At 59.9% G+C, this 19590-nt stretch carries 17 protein-coding genes; 14 read left to right on the forward strand and 3 right to left on the reverse strand.

The window, feature by feature from the left end:
• Positions 1-4: 4 nt before the first annotated feature.
• The 3 genes from AC5RUM_RS08810 (at position 5) to AC5RUM_RS08820 (ending at position 2729) form a co-directional block, all read left to right on the forward strand.
• The gene (locus tag AC5RUM_RS08810) at positions 5-988 is read left to right on the forward strand and encodes a M15 family metallopeptidase (RefSeq protein ID WP_494034583.1); all 984 of its coding nucleotides are present in this window, start codon (positions 5-7) and stop codon (positions 986-988) included.
• Positions 989-1078: 90 nt separating this feature from the next.
• The gene (gene mscL / locus AC5RUM_RS08815; protein ID WP_494034584.1) at positions 1079-1468 is read left to right on the forward strand and encodes a large conductance mechanosensitive channel protein MscL; all 390 of its coding nucleotides are present in this window, start codon (positions 1079-1081) and stop codon (positions 1466-1468) included.
• Positions 1469-1562: 94 nt separating this feature from the next.
• Positions 1563-2729, forward strand: coding sequence for a hypothetical protein (locus tag AC5RUM_RS08820; RefSeq protein WP_494034585.1), 1167 nt, complete (start codon positions 1563-1565; stop codon positions 2727-2729).
• Here the strand turns inward: AC5RUM_RS08820 and glmM are convergent.
• Positions 2726-4087, reverse strand: coding sequence for a phosphoglucosamine mutase (gene glmM, locus AC5RUM_RS08825; RefSeq protein WP_494034586.1), 1362 nt, complete (start codon positions 4085-4087; stop codon positions 2726-2728). The two genes, AC5RUM_RS08820 and glmM, sit on opposite strands and share 4 nt — an antisense overlap.
• 370 nt (positions 4088-4457) lie before the next feature.
• On the opposite strand from glmM, the gene AC5RUM_RS08830 reads away from it, so the two are divergent.
• The 4 genes from AC5RUM_RS08830 (at position 4458) to AC5RUM_RS08845 (ending at position 12132) form a co-directional block, all read left to right on the forward strand.
• Positions 4458-5570, forward strand: a complete 1113-nt coding sequence (locus AC5RUM_RS08830) for an acyltransferase family protein (RefSeq protein ID WP_494034587.1) — start codon at positions 4458-4460, stop codon at positions 5568-5570.
• A 1507-nt stretch (positions 5571-7077) separates the two neighbouring features.
• On the forward strand, positions 7078-8316 hold the full coding sequence (locus AC5RUM_RS08835) for a bifunctional glycosyltransferase family 2/GtrA family protein (protein ID WP_494034588.1): 1239 nt from the start codon (positions 7078-7080) through the stop codon (positions 8314-8316).
• A gap of 98 nt (positions 8317-8414) precedes the next feature.
• A complete protein-coding gene (locus AC5RUM_RS08840) occupies positions 8415-10202 on the forward strand; it encodes a glycosyltransferase family 39 protein (protein ID WP_494034589.1) in 1788 nt (595 codons plus the stop codon).
• A gap of 64 nt (positions 10203-10266) precedes the next feature.
• The gene (locus AC5RUM_RS08845; protein ID WP_494034590.1) at positions 10267-12132 is read left to right on the forward strand and encodes a glycosyltransferase family 39 protein; all 1866 of its coding nucleotides are present in this window, start codon (positions 10267-10269) and stop codon (positions 12130-12132) included.
• An 83-nt stretch (positions 12133-12215) separates the two neighbouring features.
• Here AC5RUM_RS08845 and rpsI read toward each other — a convergent pair whose 3' ends face one another.
• Both rpsI and rplM read right to left on the reverse strand, forming a co-directional pair.
• Positions 12216-12725, reverse strand: coding sequence for a 30S ribosomal protein S9 (gene rpsI / locus AC5RUM_RS08850; RefSeq protein WP_494034591.1), 510 nt, complete (start codon positions 12723-12725; stop codon positions 12216-12218).
• A gap of 36 nt (positions 12726-12761) precedes the next feature.
• Positions 12762-13205 carry a 50S ribosomal protein L13 gene (gene rplM, locus AC5RUM_RS08855; RefSeq protein ID WP_400478972.1) on the reverse strand — a complete coding sequence of 148 codons (444 nt, stop codon included), beginning with the start codon at positions 13203-13205 and terminating at the stop codon, positions 12762-12764.
• A 296-nt stretch (positions 13206-13501) separates the two neighbouring features.
• On the opposite strand from rplM, the gene AC5RUM_RS08860 reads away from it, so the two are divergent.
• The 7 genes from AC5RUM_RS08860 to AC5RUM_RS08890 all read left to right on the forward strand — a co-directional run bounded on the left by AC5RUM_RS08860 (position 13502) and on the right by AC5RUM_RS08890 (position 19590).
• Positions 13502-14167 carry a prepilin peptidase gene (locus AC5RUM_RS08860; protein ID WP_494034592.1) on the forward strand — a complete coding sequence of 222 codons (666 nt, stop codon included), beginning with the start codon at positions 13502-13504 and terminating at the stop codon, positions 14165-14167.
• A 269-nt stretch (positions 14168-14436) separates the two neighbouring features.
• Positions 14437-14637 carry a Flp family type IVb pilin gene (locus tag AC5RUM_RS08865; RefSeq protein WP_494034593.1) on the forward strand — a complete coding sequence of 67 codons (201 nt, stop codon included), beginning with the start codon at positions 14437-14439 and terminating at the stop codon, positions 14635-14637.
• A gap of 89 nt (positions 14638-14726) precedes the next feature.
• Positions 14727-15125, forward strand: coding sequence for a TadE/TadG family type IV pilus assembly protein (locus AC5RUM_RS08870; RefSeq protein WP_494034594.1), 399 nt, complete (start codon positions 14727-14729; stop codon positions 15123-15125).
• The gene (locus AC5RUM_RS08875) at positions 15113-16117 is read left to right on the forward strand and encodes a TadE/TadG family type IV pilus assembly protein (protein ID WP_494034595.1); all 1005 of its coding nucleotides are present in this window, start codon (positions 15113-15115) and stop codon (positions 16115-16117) included. Before AC5RUM_RS08870 ends, AC5RUM_RS08875 begins: the two co-directional genes overlap by 13 nt.
• Positions 16118-16136: 19 nt before the next feature.
• Entirely contained in the window at positions 16137-16937 is an 801-nt protein-coding gene (gene cpaB, locus AC5RUM_RS08880) for a Flp pilus assembly protein CpaB (RefSeq protein ID WP_494034596.1), read from the forward strand.
• Positions 16934-18136: a CpaE/TadZ family protein gene (locus AC5RUM_RS08885; RefSeq protein WP_494034597.1), complete on the forward strand. Its 1203-nt coding sequence runs from the start codon at positions 16934-16936 to the stop codon at positions 18134-18136. The genes cpaB and AC5RUM_RS08885 overlap by 4 nt, the downstream gene beginning before the upstream one ends.
• Positions 18133-19590 (forward strand): TadA family conjugal transfer-associated ATPase, encoded by a 1458-nt coding sequence (locus AC5RUM_RS08890; RefSeq protein WP_494034598.1) that lies wholly within the window; start codon positions 18133-18135, stop codon positions 19588-19590. The genes AC5RUM_RS08885 and AC5RUM_RS08890 overlap by 4 nt, the downstream gene beginning before the upstream one ends.

The following is a 19590-nucleotide window of genomic DNA, read 5'->3' on the forward strand; positions in this document are numbered from 1 at the left end:
ACACGTGTGCTACGACTGCTCCCCCACACCGGACCTAACGGCAGATAAAGCGGTTTCTGCGCCCAGCCGACGCCTCATCGCGCGGCTGCTGTTCGCCGGAGCGGGGCTGTCCGCGCTGGCTGCCTGCACACCTGCAGGGCCGCAGCCCGCTCCCCCCTCCACAACGGGGACAACGCCGGCGCTGCCGACGGCGTCCGGCTCGCCCGGCGCTTCTTCCGGCTCGATGTCACCGTCGGGGTCGCCGTCCGGCTCCGCCTCTGCCCCTGCTTCCGTGGCTCCGACCGCGGCGACGCCTGCCACGCGCTCTGCGTCGGCAGCGCCGTCGGCCACCACCACCGCGACGGCGGCGCCAGCACCGCCGTCGGCTGCTGCCCGCCTGCCCCGGCAGTACTCGCTGACCGACCCGGCCAGCCCCTGGCTGGTGGTCAACAAGCGGCGCCCGCTGAAGCCCGCCAACTATGTCCCGCGTGACCTCGTCCAACCGCGGGTCGCCCTCGCCGTATCCGGCGAAGCGGCGCTCCTGAACCGCACGACGGCGGCTGCCGCGGAACGGATGTTCGCCGCCGCGGCGGCGGACGGCGTGACCATGACGCTGGCCAGCGGCTACCGTTCGTACACCACTCAGGCGGCGACATACAACGGGTACGTCAGTGCGCGCGGACAGGCGGCCGCCGATACCGCCTCAGCGCGGCCAGGGTACTCCGAGCACCAGACCGGCTGGGCGTTCGACCTCGGCGACGGCGGCGGAGCCTGCAGTTTCCAGCCGTGTTTTGCCGAGCAGCCTGCCGCAGTGTGGGCGAAGGCCAACGCCCACCGGTTCGGCTTCGTGGTGCGGTACCCGTGGATGCTGCACCCCATCACCGGCTATTACTACGAATCCTGGCACCTGCGGTACATCGGCGTGGATGCAGCCGCCGACATGCGGAAGCGCGGAATCGCCACGCTGGAGGAGTACTTCGGGCTCGGAGCTGCGCCGGGGTACCCCTAACGGAAGAGTTCGCGCAAAAAGTTCCAAAGTTTTCCCGGCGTTCCGTTTTGCCTTGGGCAGGGTTACAACGATTGCTATAGCTTGGTTCCCATGCTTACCGGATTCAAGAAATTCATTCTCAAGGGCAATGTCATTGACCTTGCCGTAGCCGTCATCATTGGCGCCGCCTTCAGTTCAGTCGTGGACGCATTGGTTAAGAGCGTCATGATGCCCCTCATCTCCTTGCTGGTGGGAGAGCCCAACTTTGACAACTTCCTCGCCTTCGGGGATGTACGGTTCGGGGTACTCCTGACCGCAGTGGTCAACTTCCTGCTGGTGGCCGCCGCGATCTACTTCGTCATCGTCGTGCCGATGAACCACATGATCGAACGCCGAAACCGCAAGCTGGGCATCAACCAGGACGTCAAGGAGGAAGCCGCCGAAGACCCGAAGATTGCGCTGCTCACCGAAATCCGGGATGCGCTCCAGCGCACTCCCTGAGGTCCCCAGCTACCAAAAGTGGTCTCTCGGGACACAGTCCACGAGAAGGACTATCCCATTGACAGCACCGCGTCCGGCACCAAATGATTGCGCAATGGGGGAATCTAAAAGTATTCAAACGGTAGAAATTGGGCCGCCACAGCGGCGACTACCCGTTTCGGTTGTCTGGATCTGTGGGGCTCTTGCCCTAGTAGCCCGCCTGGCACTGTTGCCTTATGTCAGCGAAGATTCCACGATCTTTCTGTTGCCATGGATGCAGGAATTCCGTGATAAAGGTGCCGCTGCCTTGGGCGGGGAATTCTCAAACTATAATTTTCCGTACCTATTCTTAATGTTTCTGGGGAGCCTCCTCCCCTTGGAACCGCTATTCGCAATCAAGGCCGTTTCTCTGGCCGGTGACATACTCCTCGCCCTCTCCGTTGGAGCCGTTGTGGGGCAGTTCCAGGCTGCGAAGCTACGCCCTGCCACCGCGGCTGTGATCACACTTATCCTGCCTACAGTGCTTCTCAATGCCGGAATGTGGGGGCAATGCGATTCGATCTATACATCTTTCCTGATGCTCTCCCTCAGAAGCCTTCTGCGGGATGAAAGACGCGCCACATGGTTTTGGTGGGCAATCGCCCTATCGTTCAAGCTGCAGGCAGTGTTTTTCCTGCCCGCCTTGGTACTCGTCTCCCTGAGGAACCGTTATAGCCCGGTGCTGCCCGCCATGGCCGTCGGCATATGGGCCGTACTCAGCATTCCCCCGGTACTATTCGGTCGTTCGCTCAGCAGTACGTTGAGCGTCTACATCCATCAAACTCAAGAAACCAGATTGGTGGCTGGTGCCGCGAACATCTATACGTGGTTCCCTCAGGCTTCGGCAGCCCAGGGCAGACTTCCGGCCATCCTCCTCTGCGGTGCCGTACTATTGCTGGCGGCCATGGCATACTGCCGCGGGCAAGATTCCCTGGATCGGCGCGTCCTCCTAGCCATAACGACGGCGGCTATTTGCCCGCTACTACTCCCGCAAATGCACGATCGCTACTTCTTTGCTGCCGAAGTCATGTCCCTGCTTCTCTTGAGACAAAAGAAGCTGTGCGTCGTTCCGTACCTCTTCGCGGCAACTGGTCTGGCTGTATATTGTCTGTACTTCTTGAGCAACCAATACGCGTGGCCCCTAGTTCTTGCGTCGGTCTTCCAATGTTTCGCAGTCGGAACGCTCCTGCGCGCACTTTGGCATAGGGATCAGCAGCCGATAAGTGGCATGTCGCCGGGTTAATCGGTAACCAGTTCAAGGGCGAGTTCAGTTCTGACTACTTGAGCCAGGCGTTCGGCGATGGTTTCGGCCGTGGCCTCGTCGCCCGCCTCCACCATGACGCGCACAACGGGTTCAGTGCCGGACGGACGCAACAGGACCCGTCCGGCGTCTCCCAGTTCGGCTTCCGCGGCCACCACGGCCTGTGTCAGTGCTGGTGTGCTGTGTACGCGGGCGCGGTCCACGCCCCGGACATTGATCAGGACCTGCGGGAGCTTGGTCATCACCGTGGCCAGCTCCTTGAGCGGCCGGCCGGTGAGCGCCACCTGGGCTGCCAACTGCAGGCCCGTCAGGACACCGTCGCCGGTGGTGGCATAGTCGGCGAGGATCACATGGCCGGACTGTTCGCCGCCGAGATTAAAACCGCCGTCACGCATCTGTTCGAGGACATACCGGTCACCCACCCCCGTCTCGCGGATCTCGATGCCGGCGTTCCGGAGCGCGATCTTCAGTCCGAGGTTGCTCATCACGGTGGCCACCAGGACGTTGTCTCTGAGCTTGCCGGCGTTCTTAAGGGCAATGGCGAGGATGGCCATGATCTGGTCGCCATCCACTTCGTTGCCTTCATGGTCAACAGCGAGGCAGCGGTCGGCGTCGCCGTCATGGGCGATGCCGAGGTCGGCGCCGTGCGCCACCACGGCAGCCTTGAGCGGGCCCAGGTGCGTGGAGCCAACGCCGTCGTTGATGTTCAGGCCGTCCGGCTCGGCGCCGATGACCACGACCTCGGCGCCGGCGTCCTTGAAGACCTGCGGGGAACAGCCGCTGGCGGCACCGTGGGCGCAGTCCAGGACCACCTTCAGACCGTGCAGGTTGTGCGGCAGGGTTCCCAGGAGGTGGACGATGTAGCGGTCCTCGGCGTCGGAGAAGCGCTGGATGCGCCCCACTTCGCCGCCGACGGGCCGGAACGGCTCCTTGCCCATCTGCTCCTCGATGGCGTCCTCCACCTCGTCGGGGAGCTTCTGGCCGCCGCGCGCGAAGAACTTGATGCCATTGTCCGGAGCGGGGTTGTGGGAGGCGGAGATCATCACGCCAAAGTCCGCCTTCAGGTCGGCCACGAGATAGGCAGCCGCAGGCGTGGGGAGGACACCGGCGTCGTAGACGTCGATGCCGGAGCTGGACAGGCCGGCCTCCACCGCGGCGGCGATGAACTCGCCGCTGGCGCGGGGGTCCCTCGCCACTACGGCGCGCGGGCGGGCACCTTCGGTGGTGCGTTCATGGCCAAGCACGACGGCGGCGGCCTGGGCAAGCTGCATTGCGAGCTCGGCGGTCAGCAGGCCGTTTGCCAGGCCCCGGACACCGTCTGTTCCAAATAATGTAGACATCGGGTCAAGTGTAGAGGATGGGGTAGGGGGCTGCCGAAGTGGCTTACGTCGTGACCTCCGTACCTGTTACTTGCAGCCCGGATACCTGCCACAGAGCCGTGGACTACCTGTATCCATTTGGACAGTACGTCTCTTTTTCGTGGCATTACCCCTCTTTCTGTTAGGGGTACCCCTCTTTGGGCAAAAGCCTCGCTATCGGTTTTGACACGCCCCTACTATTCCATGCATGACACCTAGCAATGGGGGCTGGCGCTCGAGTTGCCGCGTACAGCCACCGACATCGTGCTGGTCCTATCCGTCCTGATCTGATTCCGCGTACTGCGGGTTGCTCACCGCTGCAATCTGGACCGATGGCAAGGGGACCTACGGCATGTCAGTTCTTCGCATTCAATTGAATAGCCTTACAGGGCTTCGGTTCTTCGCAGCGATGGCTGTCGTCTTCTACCACGTCCATCTCTATTTCCCCGCGATAACGGACAGTCTTGCCATATTCCGGTACGGATTCACGGGTGTCACCTTCTTCTTCATCCTGTCCGGATTCGTCCTGACGTGGTCGCACCGTCCGGACGTCCGGTTCGGGCGGTTCTATTGGAATCGGGTTGCCCGTATCTGGCCTCTCCATTTGTTGACCATGATCCTCTCAATTTGGATTCCAATGTTGAGCGCCTCACCGCCGGCAGGTTGGTCCGCGACACCGTTTGTCCTGACCCTCACCCAAGCCTGGATCCCGGCAAGCGGCTTTCTCAACGCATTCAACGGGGTCTCGTGGTCGTTGTCGTGCGAGGCTTATTTCTACTTATTGTTTCCTTTACTTTTCAGGCACCTTAGCAGTCGCCTACGGGTGGCCAGTATTGCAGGGACCGTCTTCGTGGCGTTGATCATTGTTGGCATTTGCCTTTCCACGTACACCTCGATTCAAACAGCGAATTACCTTTTGGGAACCATGCCGCTTTACCGCATGGGAGAGTTCGTCCTAGGAATTTCCCTTGCGATGGTGATGCAACGGGGCTGGCGCCCAGCCTTTCGTCTGCTGCACGCAATTGGAATGACCGCGTTGCTCACAGTGGGCTTGTTCGTCGCGCCACTGTTCGTGAATGTGATGTCTGGGCCCGTGCCGGTGATCTACGCCAATTTGATCATGATCCCTGGCTTCCTCGCACTCATCGCTACGGCCGCAAGCCGTGACTTATACGGCAGTAGCACCGTGTTCGGTTCAAAGGCTTTGGTCCGGCTTGGCCAATGGTCGTTCGCCCTATACCTCGTTCACGAGTTGGTGATCAGGCTGGCCAGGCCTTTCCTGACTGACATACCGATTGACGGGACCTTCGGAGTCGCTGTCCTTGCCGTCGTTTCGTCGATCGCACTTTCTGGCGTTCTCCATGAGTTCGTTGAGAAGCCCGCAGAAAAATGGCTGCGCTCCCGGGGTGCCCATCAGACCGCGCAGACGGCGAACATAGTCTGGGCACACCGCCCAGAGAAATAGGAACTCTGACGATTCGGCGGTGGATCGGGTAACGGTGGATCGGGTAACCGCGATGCTTGGCTTTGGCTGAAGAGCGCTCGGCTTTGGCTAACGAGCGCTCGGCTTTGCCCTTATGTCGTTAGCCAACGCCGGATCGTTCACAGAGAGCCACCGACTCCGGCAGCGCCAGCCCGGAATCGAGAACGGCGTCAACTGCCTCGAAGCAGTTCGTTAGCGGGTAATGCAACGGCCTGCCTAAGGGCAGGCTATCGGAACTTTCGCCCGGCGACGCCCCCGATTCGTGACTGCCCTTCCGATCAACCCGGCGAGCCGGTGGCTCGGCTGCTCCACCAATCGAAAGAGGACCTCGGCTGCAGGAGCGAGAGTGGCACGGCGAATAGTTAGACATGAAGCAGATTTGTGGTGTGCAGAAAAAGGCGACGGGCACAAGGACCGGTTCGTGGACCAGATAGAGGCTGAAGGACCGCATGCCCAGCCAGTGAACGAGGGAGTTGTTTCCCCTGGCGATCGTCTGGGGCTACGCCATGAACGCATATGCCAGGAGTGCGCCGCCAAGAGTGGCCGTAGCACACCCGAGGAAAACCTAATTGAAGCTCGACACAACCATTGACGCCCCAAACAAGCTCATCAACCCCAACGCCCGATTCTTCGGGACCACGCCTCGAGAACGTCCAGCCGGCCATCAGCGCCCCGACGCCGAAAACGAGAATGTATACCGGACCGGTCATGTGCACCATGGCCCCTGCGCCGATCAGTACTACGAGCCCTGCAATACCAACAAGCCACCGACGCCGGAAGGATTCGGCAACAAACTACATAGAGCGGCAGGAGCAAGGAGAAGGTCATTTCCCACTGCAGGGACCAGAGGGGCGAGTTGAGCTACCCATCGCCCCACAGCAGCAAGGGTCACTGAGAACCTTCGGCAATTCGTCGTGTAGGTAAACCCAAGAACTGAATTCGGGGTCCGCCACCCGCCGAAATGCCCATGCCACGCCAAGCGCAAAAACTAGGGAAGCCCAGTCGGGCAAATAGATCCTGACAATACGTTTCGGAAATACGCCGCCCAGTTTAGTCGAGACTTTTCGACAAACGGAAGAGTCAGACCGAACTTTGTCAAGATGAAGAAAACGTACACCGCTTCCCGACCGGCCCAGATTCGATGAAGGGGCGTGAAGGTAGTCCACCATACCGACGCCTCGAACAATCCCGTCCCAGGCTGTCCACCACAGACAAGAGTTGCGGGGATCCAAGGAAGCAATGATGTATGAGTACGACGAATGCAGCTAGACCCCTCAACTCGTCGAATGACCTGTAGCGCGACGGCGCGCGTAATTCCTTGGAATCCCCCTTTCGCCGCAACATGGACCGCAGGTCACGTTGCACCCGAGTAACAACTACCTGTCCTCCCGGCTCCGCGGATCAGGCGGACTACTTGGTTTATTGGACTGTACCTGTCTTTGCTAAAAAGCCTCGCCCCCGTCCCTCCGGCGCCCATATTATTCGATGCATGACACCTAGCACTGGGGGCTTGGCGCTCGAAATCGTAGTACCGGTTTTCAATGAAGAAGCGGTACTCGAAAGCAGCATCACAAGGCTCGCCGAATATCTGACGCAAGAAATGCCTTCCACGTGGAAAATAACCATCGCGGATAATGCAAGCACCGACAGGACATCGGTGATTGCAGCTCGCCTCAGCGAGCATTTGCCCAACGTTGAGTACCGCCGTCTGAATGTAAAAGGACGGGGGTACGCTCTCCGGGATGCCTGGGGAGCTTCGGAGGCGAAAGTCCTCGCTTACCTTGATGTCGATCTCTCTACTGATCTGGCCGCGCTTCCACCACTGGTAGCACCTCTACTTTCAGGGCACTCGGATATTTCCATTGGTACCCGGCTGGGTCAGAGTTCACGCGTAAGCCGCGGGCCGAAACGCGAATTCATTTCCAGGTCCTACAATTTTTTGCTTCGCCGAACAATGCAGGTGCGCTTTTCCGATGCCCAATGCGGATTCAAGGCAATTCGTACAGACGTTGCACAGCGATTACTTCCGCACGTGGAAGATAACGGCTGGTTCTTTGATACCGAACTGCTGATTATCGCCGAGCGGTCCGGGCTGCGTATCCACGAGATCCCCGTGGATTGGGTGGATGACCCGGACAGCAGTGTCGACATCAGGAAGACTGCCCTCGACGACATCCGGGGCATGGTCCGCGTGGCCGGTTCCCTGGTCAAGGGGTCGATCCCGGTCCAGGCCATTTATGCGGAGTTGGGCCGGGGACCGATCGTACCGCCGGGCCGGCCCAGCTTTTTTGGCCAGGTGGTGCGATTTGGCCTAGTCGGCGCTGTTTCAACGTTCGCATTTGCGCTGCTCTATATGGTTCTCCAAGGTCCATTCGGAGCACAGCAAGCGAACTTCCTGTCCCTCCTCCTGACGGCTGTCGGCAACACCGCCGCCAACCGCCGGTTTACTTTTGGGATCAGCGGGCCGGAAAAGCTGTTTACCCAGCAAGTCCAAGGTCTGATGGTATTTCTGCTGGCATGGAGCATCACGTCGTCTTCGCTTTGGGTGCTTCACTCCGTCAACCTGGACGCCACGGCGAGCATGGAGCTGCTCACGCTGACGGCGGCCAACGTCCTCGCGACCCTAATGAGGTTCGTGCTGCTCCGGATCTGGGTCTTCCGGGTCCGCCGGCGGGATGAACAAACCGTGGTTCTTGCGCTGCGGCCTGCAGGGCAGTCGGTCCGTTGAGCGTCGCTGAGGCGAGGCGGACTGCGGCTCATCGAGTCGAAAGCGCCGCCCGCGGGCCACTGCCATGGGAGAGGATCGGGCTGGCTGCCCTTCTCCTAGTGACTGCTGCGTCCTTCCTGTGGGGGCTCGACCGCAACGGGTGGGCGAATCCCTACTACTCGGCAGCGGCCCAGGCCGGTTCACAGGACTGGAAGGCATTCTTTTTCGGTTCCCTCGACGCCGGCAACCTGATCACGATCGACAAACCTCCGCTGAGCGTCTGGATCATGTCACTCTCGGTGCGGCTCTTCGGGCTGAACGCATGGGCAATTCTGGTGCCCCAGGCACTCACGGGGATAGCGACCACCTGGCTCATCTACAAGATCATTCGCCGCAGCCACCCCGCTGCCCCGGCATTGCTCGGTGGCCTGATCTACGCAACGACGCCCGTTGTGGTCCTCATGTCGCGGTTCAACAACCCCGAGCCCCTCATGGGGCTGCTCACCGTCGCCGCCGTGTACTTCCTTATCCGGGCGCTGGAAGTCAACCGCTGGTCCTGGTACCTGCTGGTAGGGACGGCCCTTGGCTTGGCCTTCATGGCAAAACAGATCCAGGCCTTCCTCCCCATCCCGGCCCTGGTGTTGGCGGTGCTCTTGTTCGGCGCCGGCACCCTGGCCTCACGCCTGGTGAAGCTTCTGGGCGCCCTCGCCACGCTGATCGTCAGCGGCGGCTGGTGGATGGCAGTAGTGGACCTGACACCCAAAGAGAACAGGCCCTACGTCGGCGGATCCGCCACAAACAGCATGCTCGAACTCACACTGGACTACAACGGCCTTGCACGGTTTATTAGGCTTCCCATGAGTACAAGCGGAACAGCCGCAAATCCTGGCGCCGGTGATGAAGCACCCTACGATGGTGGACTGGCTCGGCTGTTTAATGGCAATTTTGCTCCCGAGGCTGCATGGCTACTCTTCACCGCGGGAGCGATCGTCCTGGTATTGGCGGTCTTGCCGTATCTTTTGGATAAATCGGCCTCAGTGCGGGTCATCACAATTGTGGCGGGCACCTGGTTCACCTCGACATACCTGCTGTTGAGTTTTATGGGAACCATGATCCACACGTATTACACTTACTCGTTGGCACCGCCCATGGCGCTCCTGATACCTCTCGGGCTGTCCGTCCTCTGGAAGGCAAGAAAGCGCCTGGCAGTTCGGCTCATTGGAGCTGCCGTCGTTGGAGGCTCCGCGTACGTTGCCATGAGGGTTCTGCAATACAGCGACCAATACCCTGGGTGGGTGACCGCGGGCATTCCCGTTTGCGGATTCCTGGCGGCGATCGGCTGGATTCTCGAGTTGCGGCCCTTTGCTGTTCGCATTCTATGGGCCCTACTGTTGGTCACCCTCGTCGGCAGTCCTGTGGCGACAAATGCATATACTCTGGTCAGCTCGCAAAAGGGCACAAATCCAGTCTCCGGGCCCCTCTCCAGTAATCCCCGCGCCATTTCGCGTCACCTCGAAGAGATACGTCGAGGCAACCCGGAATGGGCCCGGCAAATTGCCTATGGGGACATCCCTGGTCCAGCGGTGGTGGCAGCCCTGACCACCACACCCGCAGAGGCTACATGGATCGCAGCAACATACCCCGCTCAGAACGCCGCCCAGTACCAATTGGCTACTGGCCGGCCGGTGATGGCTATAGGCGGCTGGCTTGGAACGGACCCTGCTCCGACACTGGCGCAGTTCAAGGGGCTAGTGGCTGATGGACGAATCGGATACTTCATTTGGCAACAGGATCTCTTGGATAGGAACGAGCTGAGTGCAGCGACGCTTGAGATTTCGCGCTGGGTGGACGACAACTTTGAGGAGCAGATCATTGATAACGTCAGAATCTACGATCTCCGGCGCTGAGACCGTGCCCGCGGCGGCCCCCACTGCCACCCGCACAAAGTCCACGACGAAGCAGCGTGCAATCTTGGCGATTCAGGGGGTATTCAGGGGACCAGCGGATCACCGCGTTTGGGAACGCCCAGCGCTACTAGCGCTGTTGCTGTCCAATGCGGTGCTGAACTTCACCAACATCGGCATTAACGGCTGGGCCAACTACTTTTACAGCGCCGCAGTGCAAGCTGGCAGCATGGATGCAAGGGCGTTTTTCTTCGGATCCTCGGATTGGGGCAACTCCATCACGGTGGACAAACCTCCTCTCAGTCTGTGGGTGATGGGCCTATCCGTTCGGTTATTCGGATTCAACCCAGTAGCCATGCTCCTTCCTCAGGCGATAATGGGTGTCTGCACCACGTTGCTCATCTACATGATTCTCCGGCGGCATTTCAGTGGACCCGCCGCTCTCTTCGGTGCACTCGTATTCTTCACGACACCAATCGTCACGCTGATGTCCCGCTACAACAATCCTGACCCCCTAATGCTGCTGTTGATGGTGGCAGCCGTCTGGTTCGTATTAGTGAGCATTCAAAGCGGGCGCGGAGGCTTCTTTGTACTCGCCGCCGCCCTTCTCGGGTTGGCATTTATGACCAAACAAATGCAGGGCATGCTCAATGTCCCAGCTTTGGGACTCGCTTACCTATTATTCAGCCCGCAGCGCTGGTCCGGACGCCTCAGGACGGCGGGAGTGGGAATCGCAGTCCTTATCGTGACTGGCGGGCTATGGATGATAATCACGGAGCTGATTCCACAGGGCCACCGCCCCTATATCGGTGGCTCACCGACAAACAGCGTTCTGCAACTTACTCTCGGCTACAACGGCATTGAGAGGATCGTCGGTACCGAAGCGGCGCCGATCGCGAGGCAAATTCCGGATGAGTTCCGCCCTGTTGACAGCGACGCGGGGTTCTTCAGGCTTCTGAACTATAACTACAACCAGGAAGCAACTTGGCTACTCTTCGCAGCCCTCATGGCCTTGGTTATGCTGGCGGTCCTCTGGAACAAGCATCTGAAAACCCCCGCAGCACGCGCGCTGTCCTTGGTCTCGGGGCTCTGGCTGCTGACGGCGTTTCTGTTGTTGTGTTTTATGGGCGACCAGATTCACACCTATTACACCGTAGCCTTGGCGCCGCCGCTTGCATTGGTTCTAGCCATCTCGCTCGCCGGATTAATGGCCACATGGAGCTCGTTGAAGTTTCGGCTCATTGGCGCTTCAATTGCCCTAACGGCTCTACTCTCCTCGTGGCTGATCCTAGGAGGGACCCTGGGATGGCCTGACTGGCTGCCGACAGTCGTCCTCGGGGCGGGAATTGCTTCAATTTCTGCACTCCTGGTCCGGCCGCCAAGCCACAAAGTAGAGGCGGCTGCTGCTGTAGTCCTCTGCGCCTCGCTTCTGTGCGGACCAGTCATCACGTCAATTCACAACGTCACCGTTGGCTTCAACGGCTCCAATCCCCTCTCCGGAGTATTGTCCAAGAACCCAGCGGGCATTAGCCATCTGCTGGAGTCCCTGCGCAAGAATGATCCACCGTGGGCGCACGACGTCGCTTTTGGGCGGGTACCCGAAGCCGAGGTAGTTGACGTGCTGGCGGGAACAAGCGGCTGTACCTGGGCGGCTGCTAGCTATGCAAGCCAAACGGCTGCCCGTCTGCAGTTGGAGTCCGGCCGCCCCGTAATGCCGATTGGTGGTTTTGCAGGTAGCGATCCATCTCCGAGCCTCGAAGATTTCAAAGCCAAAGTGGCTGAAGGACAGATCTGCTATTTCGTCCAGCAGGAAACATTCCTGGAAGTCCAGACAAGCGAATCGAATGTCACAGCGATCTCGACGTGGATCCAGAGTAATTTCCGTCCGGAAAAGATCGGCACTACGACTGTGTTCCGGTTGAGCGCCGAGTAGGACAGCAGAGCCGGGACGGCAGAAGCCCGCCCCACCAACGGCGGGACGGGCTTCTGTGAAGCGGCAGCGCTTCTGAAGCGGGATTAGCGCTTCGAGTACTGCTGAGCCTTGCGGGCCTTCTTGAGGCCGGCCTTCTTACGCTCGATGACGCGGGCGTCACGGGTGAGGTAGCCGGCCTTCTTCAGGGTGGCGCGGTTGTTCTCGACGTCGATCTCGTTCAGCGAACGGGCGATGCCGAGGCGCAGCGCACCGGCCTGGCCGGAGGGGCCACCGCCGTGGATGCGGGCAATGACGTCGTAGGCGCCGTCAAGATCGAGGATCTTGAAGGGCTCGTTGACGTCCTGCTGGTGCAGCTTGTTCGGGAAGTAGTTAGCCAGCTCGCGGCCGTTGATGGTCCACTTGCCGGAACCCGGGACAACGCGAACGCGTGCAACGGCTTCCTTGCGGCGGCCAACAGCTGCGCCGGCAACGGTCAGTGCCGGACGCTCCTTCTTCGGAGCGGCGGCTTCGGCAGCGCTGCTTTCCGAGGTGTAGCTGGTCAGGTTTTCCTCAGCCTCAACGGCTTCGGTGGTCAGTTCATCGTTCTGAGCCACGGTTCTCCTTGTAGATAAAAGTGTTGGTGGCCAGGACTACTGGGCGACCTGGGTGATTTCGAAAGTCTTGGGCTGCTGGGCGGCGTGCGGGTGCTCTGCACCGCGGTAGACCTTCAGCTTGCCCAGCTGCTGTGCAGCGAGAGAGTTCTTGGGGAGCATGCCCTTGATGGCCTTCTCAACAGCGCGGACCGGGTTGGATTCCAGGAGTTCCGCGTAGTTGACGGAGGTCAGGCCGCCCGGGTAGCCGGAGTGGCGGTATGCGCGCTTCTGCTCCAGCTTGGCGCCGGTGAGGGCAACCTTTTCAGCGTTGATGATGATGACGAAGTCGCCCATGTCCATGTGGGGAGCAAAGGTCGGCTTGTGCTTTCCGCGCAGCAGTGTTGCGGTCTGGCTGGCAAGACGACCCAGGACAACGTCGGTGGCGTCAATGACGTGCCACTGGCGGTTGATATCGCCGGGCTTCGGGGTGTACGTACGCACGGTGTTTGCCTCGTTCTTGTTCTGGCGTTCTTGTTTTAGGCGTCACGCGGGGTGCGCCTACTATCTATGCGCGACCGGAACAGAGGTGAGGGCTCTATGTAACCAGTAGTCCCGTACATGCCCGTTGAGTAGCGATCCTGCAACTGGATCCCCAAGGGCACGCATCATCGAGAAAGGACACGCACAACGACTACCAAGAATAGCGTGAACGGGGCGTCGGGGTCAAAATGGGGTATCCGGTGGCGGGGGCTGGGATGCCCGCGGCGGCGCCGGGCCGATCCAGCCAGGGAGTCTTCGTGTCCATTGTAGGTGTGGCCGCCGGCGGCGGACCCGCATTCGTCGTCGCCATCGGCTTGCTCGGCACGGTCCTTGGTGTACTGGCTGAACGGCTCATTGCCCGCTTCCTCCCCCGCATCGGCGGCCTGCCTTCCGTCCGGTCAAGAATTACGACGGCGGCCCTCACCGGAGCCCTCTGCGCCACTTTGGCCCTGCGGCTGGGCATGGACTGGTCACTGCCAGCGTTCCTGGCTCTGGCGGTGCTCGGGGTGCAACTGGCGCGGATAGACCTCGCCCACCACCTGCTGCCCAATCCCCTCGTGCTGACCCTGTTCATTGTCGGGCTGGCGCTGTTCGCGGCCGGCAGCTCGGCCTCCGCAGGCTGGTCCCACCTGCTCCGCGCAGCCGCCGGAGCCGCCATATTGTTCGTGGTCTACCTGATCTTGGCCATTATTTCTCCCCGCGGCATCGGGATGGGAGACGTAAAGCTCGCCGCCCCCGTGGGCCTGTACCTGGGCTACCTAGGCTGGGGCCAGCTGTTCTATGGCGGTGCCCTGGGCTTTGTGCTGGGCGGTATTTTCTCCGTCGTTTTGATTTCTTTTAAGCGCGCCGAAAAACAGGCCGAAGTGGCCTTCGGACCAGCCATGCTGGCAGCAACACTCGGGATAGTTCTGCTCACGTCCTGACGAGCTGCATACGCTCTCCTGCTGCCTGATTCTCAGGAAATAAACGCCAGCCAGGCTTATCAAACCAAGTAGTTTCTCACCTTGGGATTTTCCGACTGAGTACTGCCTTGGGGGGCTTACTTGTGATTCCCCCGGGAAAGTCGGGTATGACTACGCATTGTTGCTTTTCCTTCTCGATGCAATTCTTTTTCTATCGAAGCTCCGGACCTTTCGGATTGGGGGGCCCCGGAATTCGAAGAAAATATTCCATCGAATTAAAGGAAAATACAATGACTACTCTTATGGTCTCCGTTCTTGCTTTCGTTGCGGGAGTTAAGGACCGGTTGTCGTCGGAAAAGGGCGCAACTGCGACGGAATACTCGCTTCTCGTCGGTCTCATCGCACTCATCATTGTCGCTGGCGTGGGACTCTTTGGAACAAACCTGAACACCTTCTTCAGCAACCTGGCCGGTACGGTCGGCGGCTGGTAAGTTCCGCGTTTCCACGGTGTGCCGCGTCCGTCTAGGCGGGCGCGGCACACTACATCTATTTTCAAGCTGCAACTGTCCAGGGGGACCCTTTGAAACGCAGCCAGAGAACTTCCGAGAACGGCGAACGAGGTGCTGTCGCCGTCGAATTCGCGCTCGTTGCCCCGATACTCATCGCCCTGATTATCGCGGTTGTCGAGTTCTCGAACGCATACAACGTCCAGGTTTCTGTGACTCAGGCATCCCGCGAAGCAGCCCGGACGATGGCTATCACAAAAGACTCGGCAAAGGCCACTGCCGCCGGCAAGGCAGGGGCGCCTTCAATCAATAGCAGCCTTCTCACTTTCGACTACTCCGCCGCAACATGTCCCACGGCAACACCGACTCCAAATGCCGTCGTGACCGTGACCTACACCGGCGCACCTCTGACTGGATTCTTCGGATCCTCTCTAATTCTCAAGGGCAAAGGAGCCATGCAATGCGGCGGCTGATCAATCGGATCAAATCCACCGACTCTGGCGAAAGCGGAGCAGCGGGTGTCATGGTCGCCGTGATGATGCTGGTCCTTATCGGTGCCGGCGCACTTGCTGTGGACGTCGGGCAGATCTATGCCGAGCGTGCTCAGCTACAGAACGGCGCCGACGCTGGGGCCCTCGCTGTGGCGCTAAGTTGTGAACAAGGCACCTGCAATTCAGCTTTAGCAGATAGCCTGGCCAACTCCAACGCGAACGACGCCGCTAGCACCGCGGCCGTCGACCTTACTGTGACCGGCCAGGTGACGGTAACTACGTCCACAAAGAATGGCTCATCCAGCTTTCTGACGAACTTGTTCGCAAATGCCCTAAATGCCGGCCCCGTGACGGTGGGCGCTCAGGCGACGGCCGGGCTCGGCCTGCCTGGAAGCGGATCGGGGTTCCCGCTGGCTCTTTCGGACAACTGCTTCAACCTAGCCTCAGGAAGCCAGACGGCCCAAGTCCAGAAAATCTCCTACAAGCCAGGTGGCACATGCACGGGGCCCTCTGGAACGCAAATCGCAGGAGGGTGGGGGTGGCTTGACGAAAGTTCGCCATGCAACGCCAATACAAATGTCGGCACAAACGATATGGGCTCAGATCCCGGAAACAATCCTCCCAGCGGATGTTCGGACGTCCTTGACGCCTGGAAGGCTACGTTGCTGGCAAGTGGCGAAGTCAAAGTCCAATTTCCAGTCTTCGATACGGCAACGGGTACCGGCAATACAGGAACGTTCCACATCATCGGCTACGCCACATTCAAAATCTGGGGCTGGAAATTCGGCAATAACCACCAGTACGAGTTCCGCAACACAAGCACCGACCCCGGTATGACGAGTCATCTCGCCTGTAGCGGAGGTCAGGACCGCTGCGTCATCGGGCAGTTCGTCAAGTACACCGCCATTGGCTCCGGAAGCATCTATCCCGGCGCCGTGAACCTGGGCACATCGGAAATCCGACTCATCAAGTAGTTCCATCTAAGGGGAAAAAATGAAAGCACGCCTACTGGGAGGCATCGCCGCATTGGTTGTAGCAATCGTTGGCACCGTCCTTCTATTCAATTACGTACAGGGCGCTGATCGACGCGCCCTCGCCAACACCGAAACAGAAGACGTATTCGTGGTCAAGCAAGAAGTGCCAGCCGGTACGCCCGGGAGCCAGCTTAGTCAGTACGTGGTCACCAAAGCCGTTCCACGCACGGCTGTGGCCATAGACAGGGTTGATGACCTTGGTACCCTGGGGTCAAAGGTAACTGCGGTGGCACTTGTCCCGGGAGAGCAACTGCTGAACAGTCGCCTCGTTGACGCCGGCGCATTCCTCGGGCCATCCCGTGTCAATGTCCCAGCTGGTCTGCAGGAGATTACGGTACGGCTCGGCATCGACCGCGTCGTCGGCGGCCATATCCAGGCGGGCGACACGGTTGGCGTGTTTATCTCGCTAGGGAACGGCGACGCCGCCACGACTGAAGAGGGCGCTGCCGCGGCCAGTGGAAACGGGACGCAACTGACGTTCCACAAAGTGCTCGTCACAGCCGTTCAATTCAGCTCCGGAGCTCCGGCTCAAACACAGGCAGAGGCGACACAAGCAAGCTCTCAAGGCGCGCTGAATGGAGAGAGCGACCGCAAGCAGGAATCCAGCGATTCTTATCTGATCACCTTCGCGAGGAATGCCGTTGACGCTGAAAAGTTGGTCTACGCTGCCGAGTTTGGGAAAATCTACCTCTCAAAGGAGCCGGCCAACGCCACTGAGGGCACTAAGGGAGTCGTCAATCAGACAAGGGTATTCCGATGAGCCGCTTCATCCTTATCTCCCCCTCTGCTGACTACGAACGGCGGGTCCGCGCATCCATCGCCCCGCTCCGCGGCTCCCTGCAGTGGTACCAGGCGGCCTACCTACCAGAAGCTCCTGAGGACATCCTGAGGCAACAAACAGGCGAATCACCCGAGGTCCTTATCCTGGGACCCGGCCTTCCCCTCGATGAGGCATTAAAGTTCGCGGCAGTGCTGGACCTTCAGTATCCAGAAATCAGCATCATTCTGACCGCCGAAGACGACGGCGAGACGGCTCTAAATGCAATGCGCTCGGGTATCCGAGACATCATCTCGCCGTCATCCGACTCTGATGCCGTGCGGGCTATGGTGGAGAGGGCCAGCCTCTCGGCAGCCGGCCGACGACGGGGGTTGGCACCGACGGCATCGGAAGGTCCGAATGCCGAAGGCGGCCGAATCGTCGCCGTTATGTCCCCCAAAGGAGGCGTGGGCAAGACCACGATTGCCAGTAACCTGGCGATCGGACTAGGTCAAATCGCGCCGATGAGCGTTGTCATCGTTGACCTCGACCTTCAGTTTGGCGATGTCGCCAGCGGTCTTATGCTCGACCCGGAGTTCACCATTACGGACGCGGTCGTGGGTGCAGCGAGCCAGGACGCAATGGTCTTGAAAACCTACTTGTCCGTTCATCCAGGAAGCATTTACGCGCTCTGTGCGCCACGAAACCCTATCGACATGGACAAGATCACCGGCGAACACATCAGCCACCTGCTGCGCCAGCTGCGTTCGGAGTTCCAATACGTGGTTGTGGACACTGCGCCGGGTCTCGGCGAGCATGTCCTGGCGACTCTTGAGCAGGCAACGGATGCAGTTTGGGTATGCGGCATGGACATACCCAGCATTCGCGGTATGCGCACGGGTTTCCAGATCCTCTCAGAGCTCGACCTGCTCCCTGACAACCGGCACGTGGTGCTGAACATGGCCGACCGCAAGACCGGACTGACAGTTCAGGACATAGAGGCGACAATCGGTGCCCCGGTGGACATCGTTCTCTCCCGATCACGGACAGTTCCGTTCTCAACCAACAAGGGCGTCCCCCTGCTGCAGGACGGAAGCCGGGATGGAGTAGCAAAGGGTCTTCGTCAGCTCGTCGAGCGGTTCAAACCCAGCTGGGAAGCACGTCCCCATAAGAAGCTGCATCGAAGGGTGGTAGTGTCATGAATCTTTCAAACCGATTTGCGAAGTTGCGCGCAGACGACGCCGAGGTATTCGAAGTCAGTACGCCGACGGTGTCGCCAGCCCCTCCCTCGACCCTGAGCTCTATCCAGCAAGCCCAGGCAGCCGAGCAGGCGTCAGCGCCGGTCAGCCTCCAGGTCAGCGCAGGAAATGCGAGCGAGGCACTCTCGGCCCTCAAAGAGCGCGCCAGCCAGGCACTCTATGAGCGCTTGGGGTCTCGGATCACCGACTCGTCAATGGAAGAATCCGAGCTCCATCAGTTTGTGAAGGACGAACTGAAGGCTGTAGTCGATGAAGAACAGGTTCCACTTTCGACCGGTGAGCGGCAGCGGCTGACCCGGGAGATCATCGACGACGTCTTGGGCCACGGACCGTTGCAACGGTATCTCGACGATCCAAGCGTCACGGAAATCATGGTCAATCGTGCAGACCAAATCTACATTGAGCGCCACGGCAAGTTGTTTATGACCGATACCAAGTTCGCCAGCGAAGACGCACTCCGTAAAGTTATTGAACGCATCGTCACTCGCATCGGACGGCGAATCGACGAATCCTCGCCATTGGTCGACGCTCGCTTGTCGGATGGTTCCCGTGTCAATGCCATAATCCCGCCGCTCGCTGTCAACGGTGCCTCGCTAACCATCCGAAAATTCGCACGGGAAGCACTCACCGTCGAGAAACTGGTTGGGTTCGGGAGTCTGTCGCCCGAGATGGCTGAACTGCTCAAAGCGTGTGTTTCGGCCAAGTTGAACATCATCGTCTCCGGTGGCACCGGCACCGGTAAGACCACGATGCTAAATGTGTTGTCATCCTTCATCCCTGCCACTGACCGCATCGTGACGATCGAAGATGCCGTAGAACTGCAGCTTCAACAGGACCACGTTGTCCGGTTGGAAAGCCGCCCTGCCAACATCGAGGGTAAGGGCGAGGTCTCAATACGCGACCTGGTCCGCAACTCCCTGCGCATGCGCCCTGATCGGATCGTTGTTGGTGAAGTCCGCGGTGGTGAGTCTTTGGACATGCTCCAAGCAATGAACACGGGCCACGACGGTTCGATTTCAACCGTCCACGCAAACTCACCCCGAGACGCCGTGGCCCGTCTGGAGACCTTGGTGTTGATGGCCGGCATGGACCTTCCCCTGCGTGCCATCCGTGAACAGATCGCATCTGCCGTGAACTTGATCGTTCACATTTCGAGGCTCCGGGATGGGTCCCGCCGGGTCACGCATGTCACCGAAGTGCAAGGGATGGAGGGCGATATTGTGACTCTGCAGGATGCATTTGTCTTTGACTACTCAGCCGGCATCGATGCCAACGGGCGCTTCCTCGGCCAGCCAATTCCGACGGGCGTGAGGCCGCGGTTCACCGACAGATTCGCTGAACTTGGGATCCAGATTTCTCCCGCAGTGTTCGGCGCCCAGGCAGGCAGGGGCCGGTGA

Source organism: Arthrobacter sp. B2060, assembly GCF_059090445.1.

Excerpts from the sequence above, each read along its gene's own strand:
- mscL (WP_494034584.1), top strand. The coding sequence starts at position 1,079 with ATGCTTACCGGATTCAAGAAATTCATTCTCAAGGGCAATGTCATTGAC.
- AC5RUM_RS08820 (WP_494034585.1), top strand. The coding sequence starts at position 1,563 with ATGGGGGAATCTAAAAGTATTCAAACGGTAGAAATTGGGCCGCCACAG.
- glmM (WP_494034586.1), bottom strand. The coding sequence starts at position 4,087 with ATGTCTACATTATTTGGAACAGACGGTGTCCGGGGCCTGGCAAACGGC.
- AC5RUM_RS08830 (WP_494034587.1), top strand. The coding sequence starts at position 4,458 with ATGTCAGTTCTTCGCATTCAATTGAATAGCCTTACAGGGCTTCGGTTC.
- AC5RUM_RS08835 (WP_494034588.1), top strand. The coding sequence starts at position 7,078 with ATGACACCTAGCACTGGGGGCTTGGCGCTCGAAATCGTAGTACCGGTT.
- AC5RUM_RS08865 (WP_494034593.1), top strand. The coding sequence starts at position 14,437 with ATGACTACTCTTATGGTCTCCGTTCTTGCTTTCGTTGCGGGAGTTAAG.
- AC5RUM_RS08875 (WP_494034595.1), top strand. The coding sequence starts at position 15,113 with ATGCGGCGGCTGATCAATCGGATCAAATCCACCGACTCTGGCGAAAGC.
- cpaB (WP_494034596.1), top strand. The coding sequence starts at position 16,137 with ATGAAAGCACGCCTACTGGGAGGCATCGCCGCATTGGTTGTAGCAATC.
- AC5RUM_RS08885 (WP_494034597.1), top strand. The coding sequence starts at position 16,934 with ATGAGCCGCTTCATCCTTATCTCCCCCTCTGCTGACTACGAACGGCGG.
- AC5RUM_RS08890 (WP_494034598.1), top strand. The coding sequence starts at position 18,133 with ATGAATCTTTCAAACCGATTTGCGAAGTTGCGCGCAGACGACGCCGAG.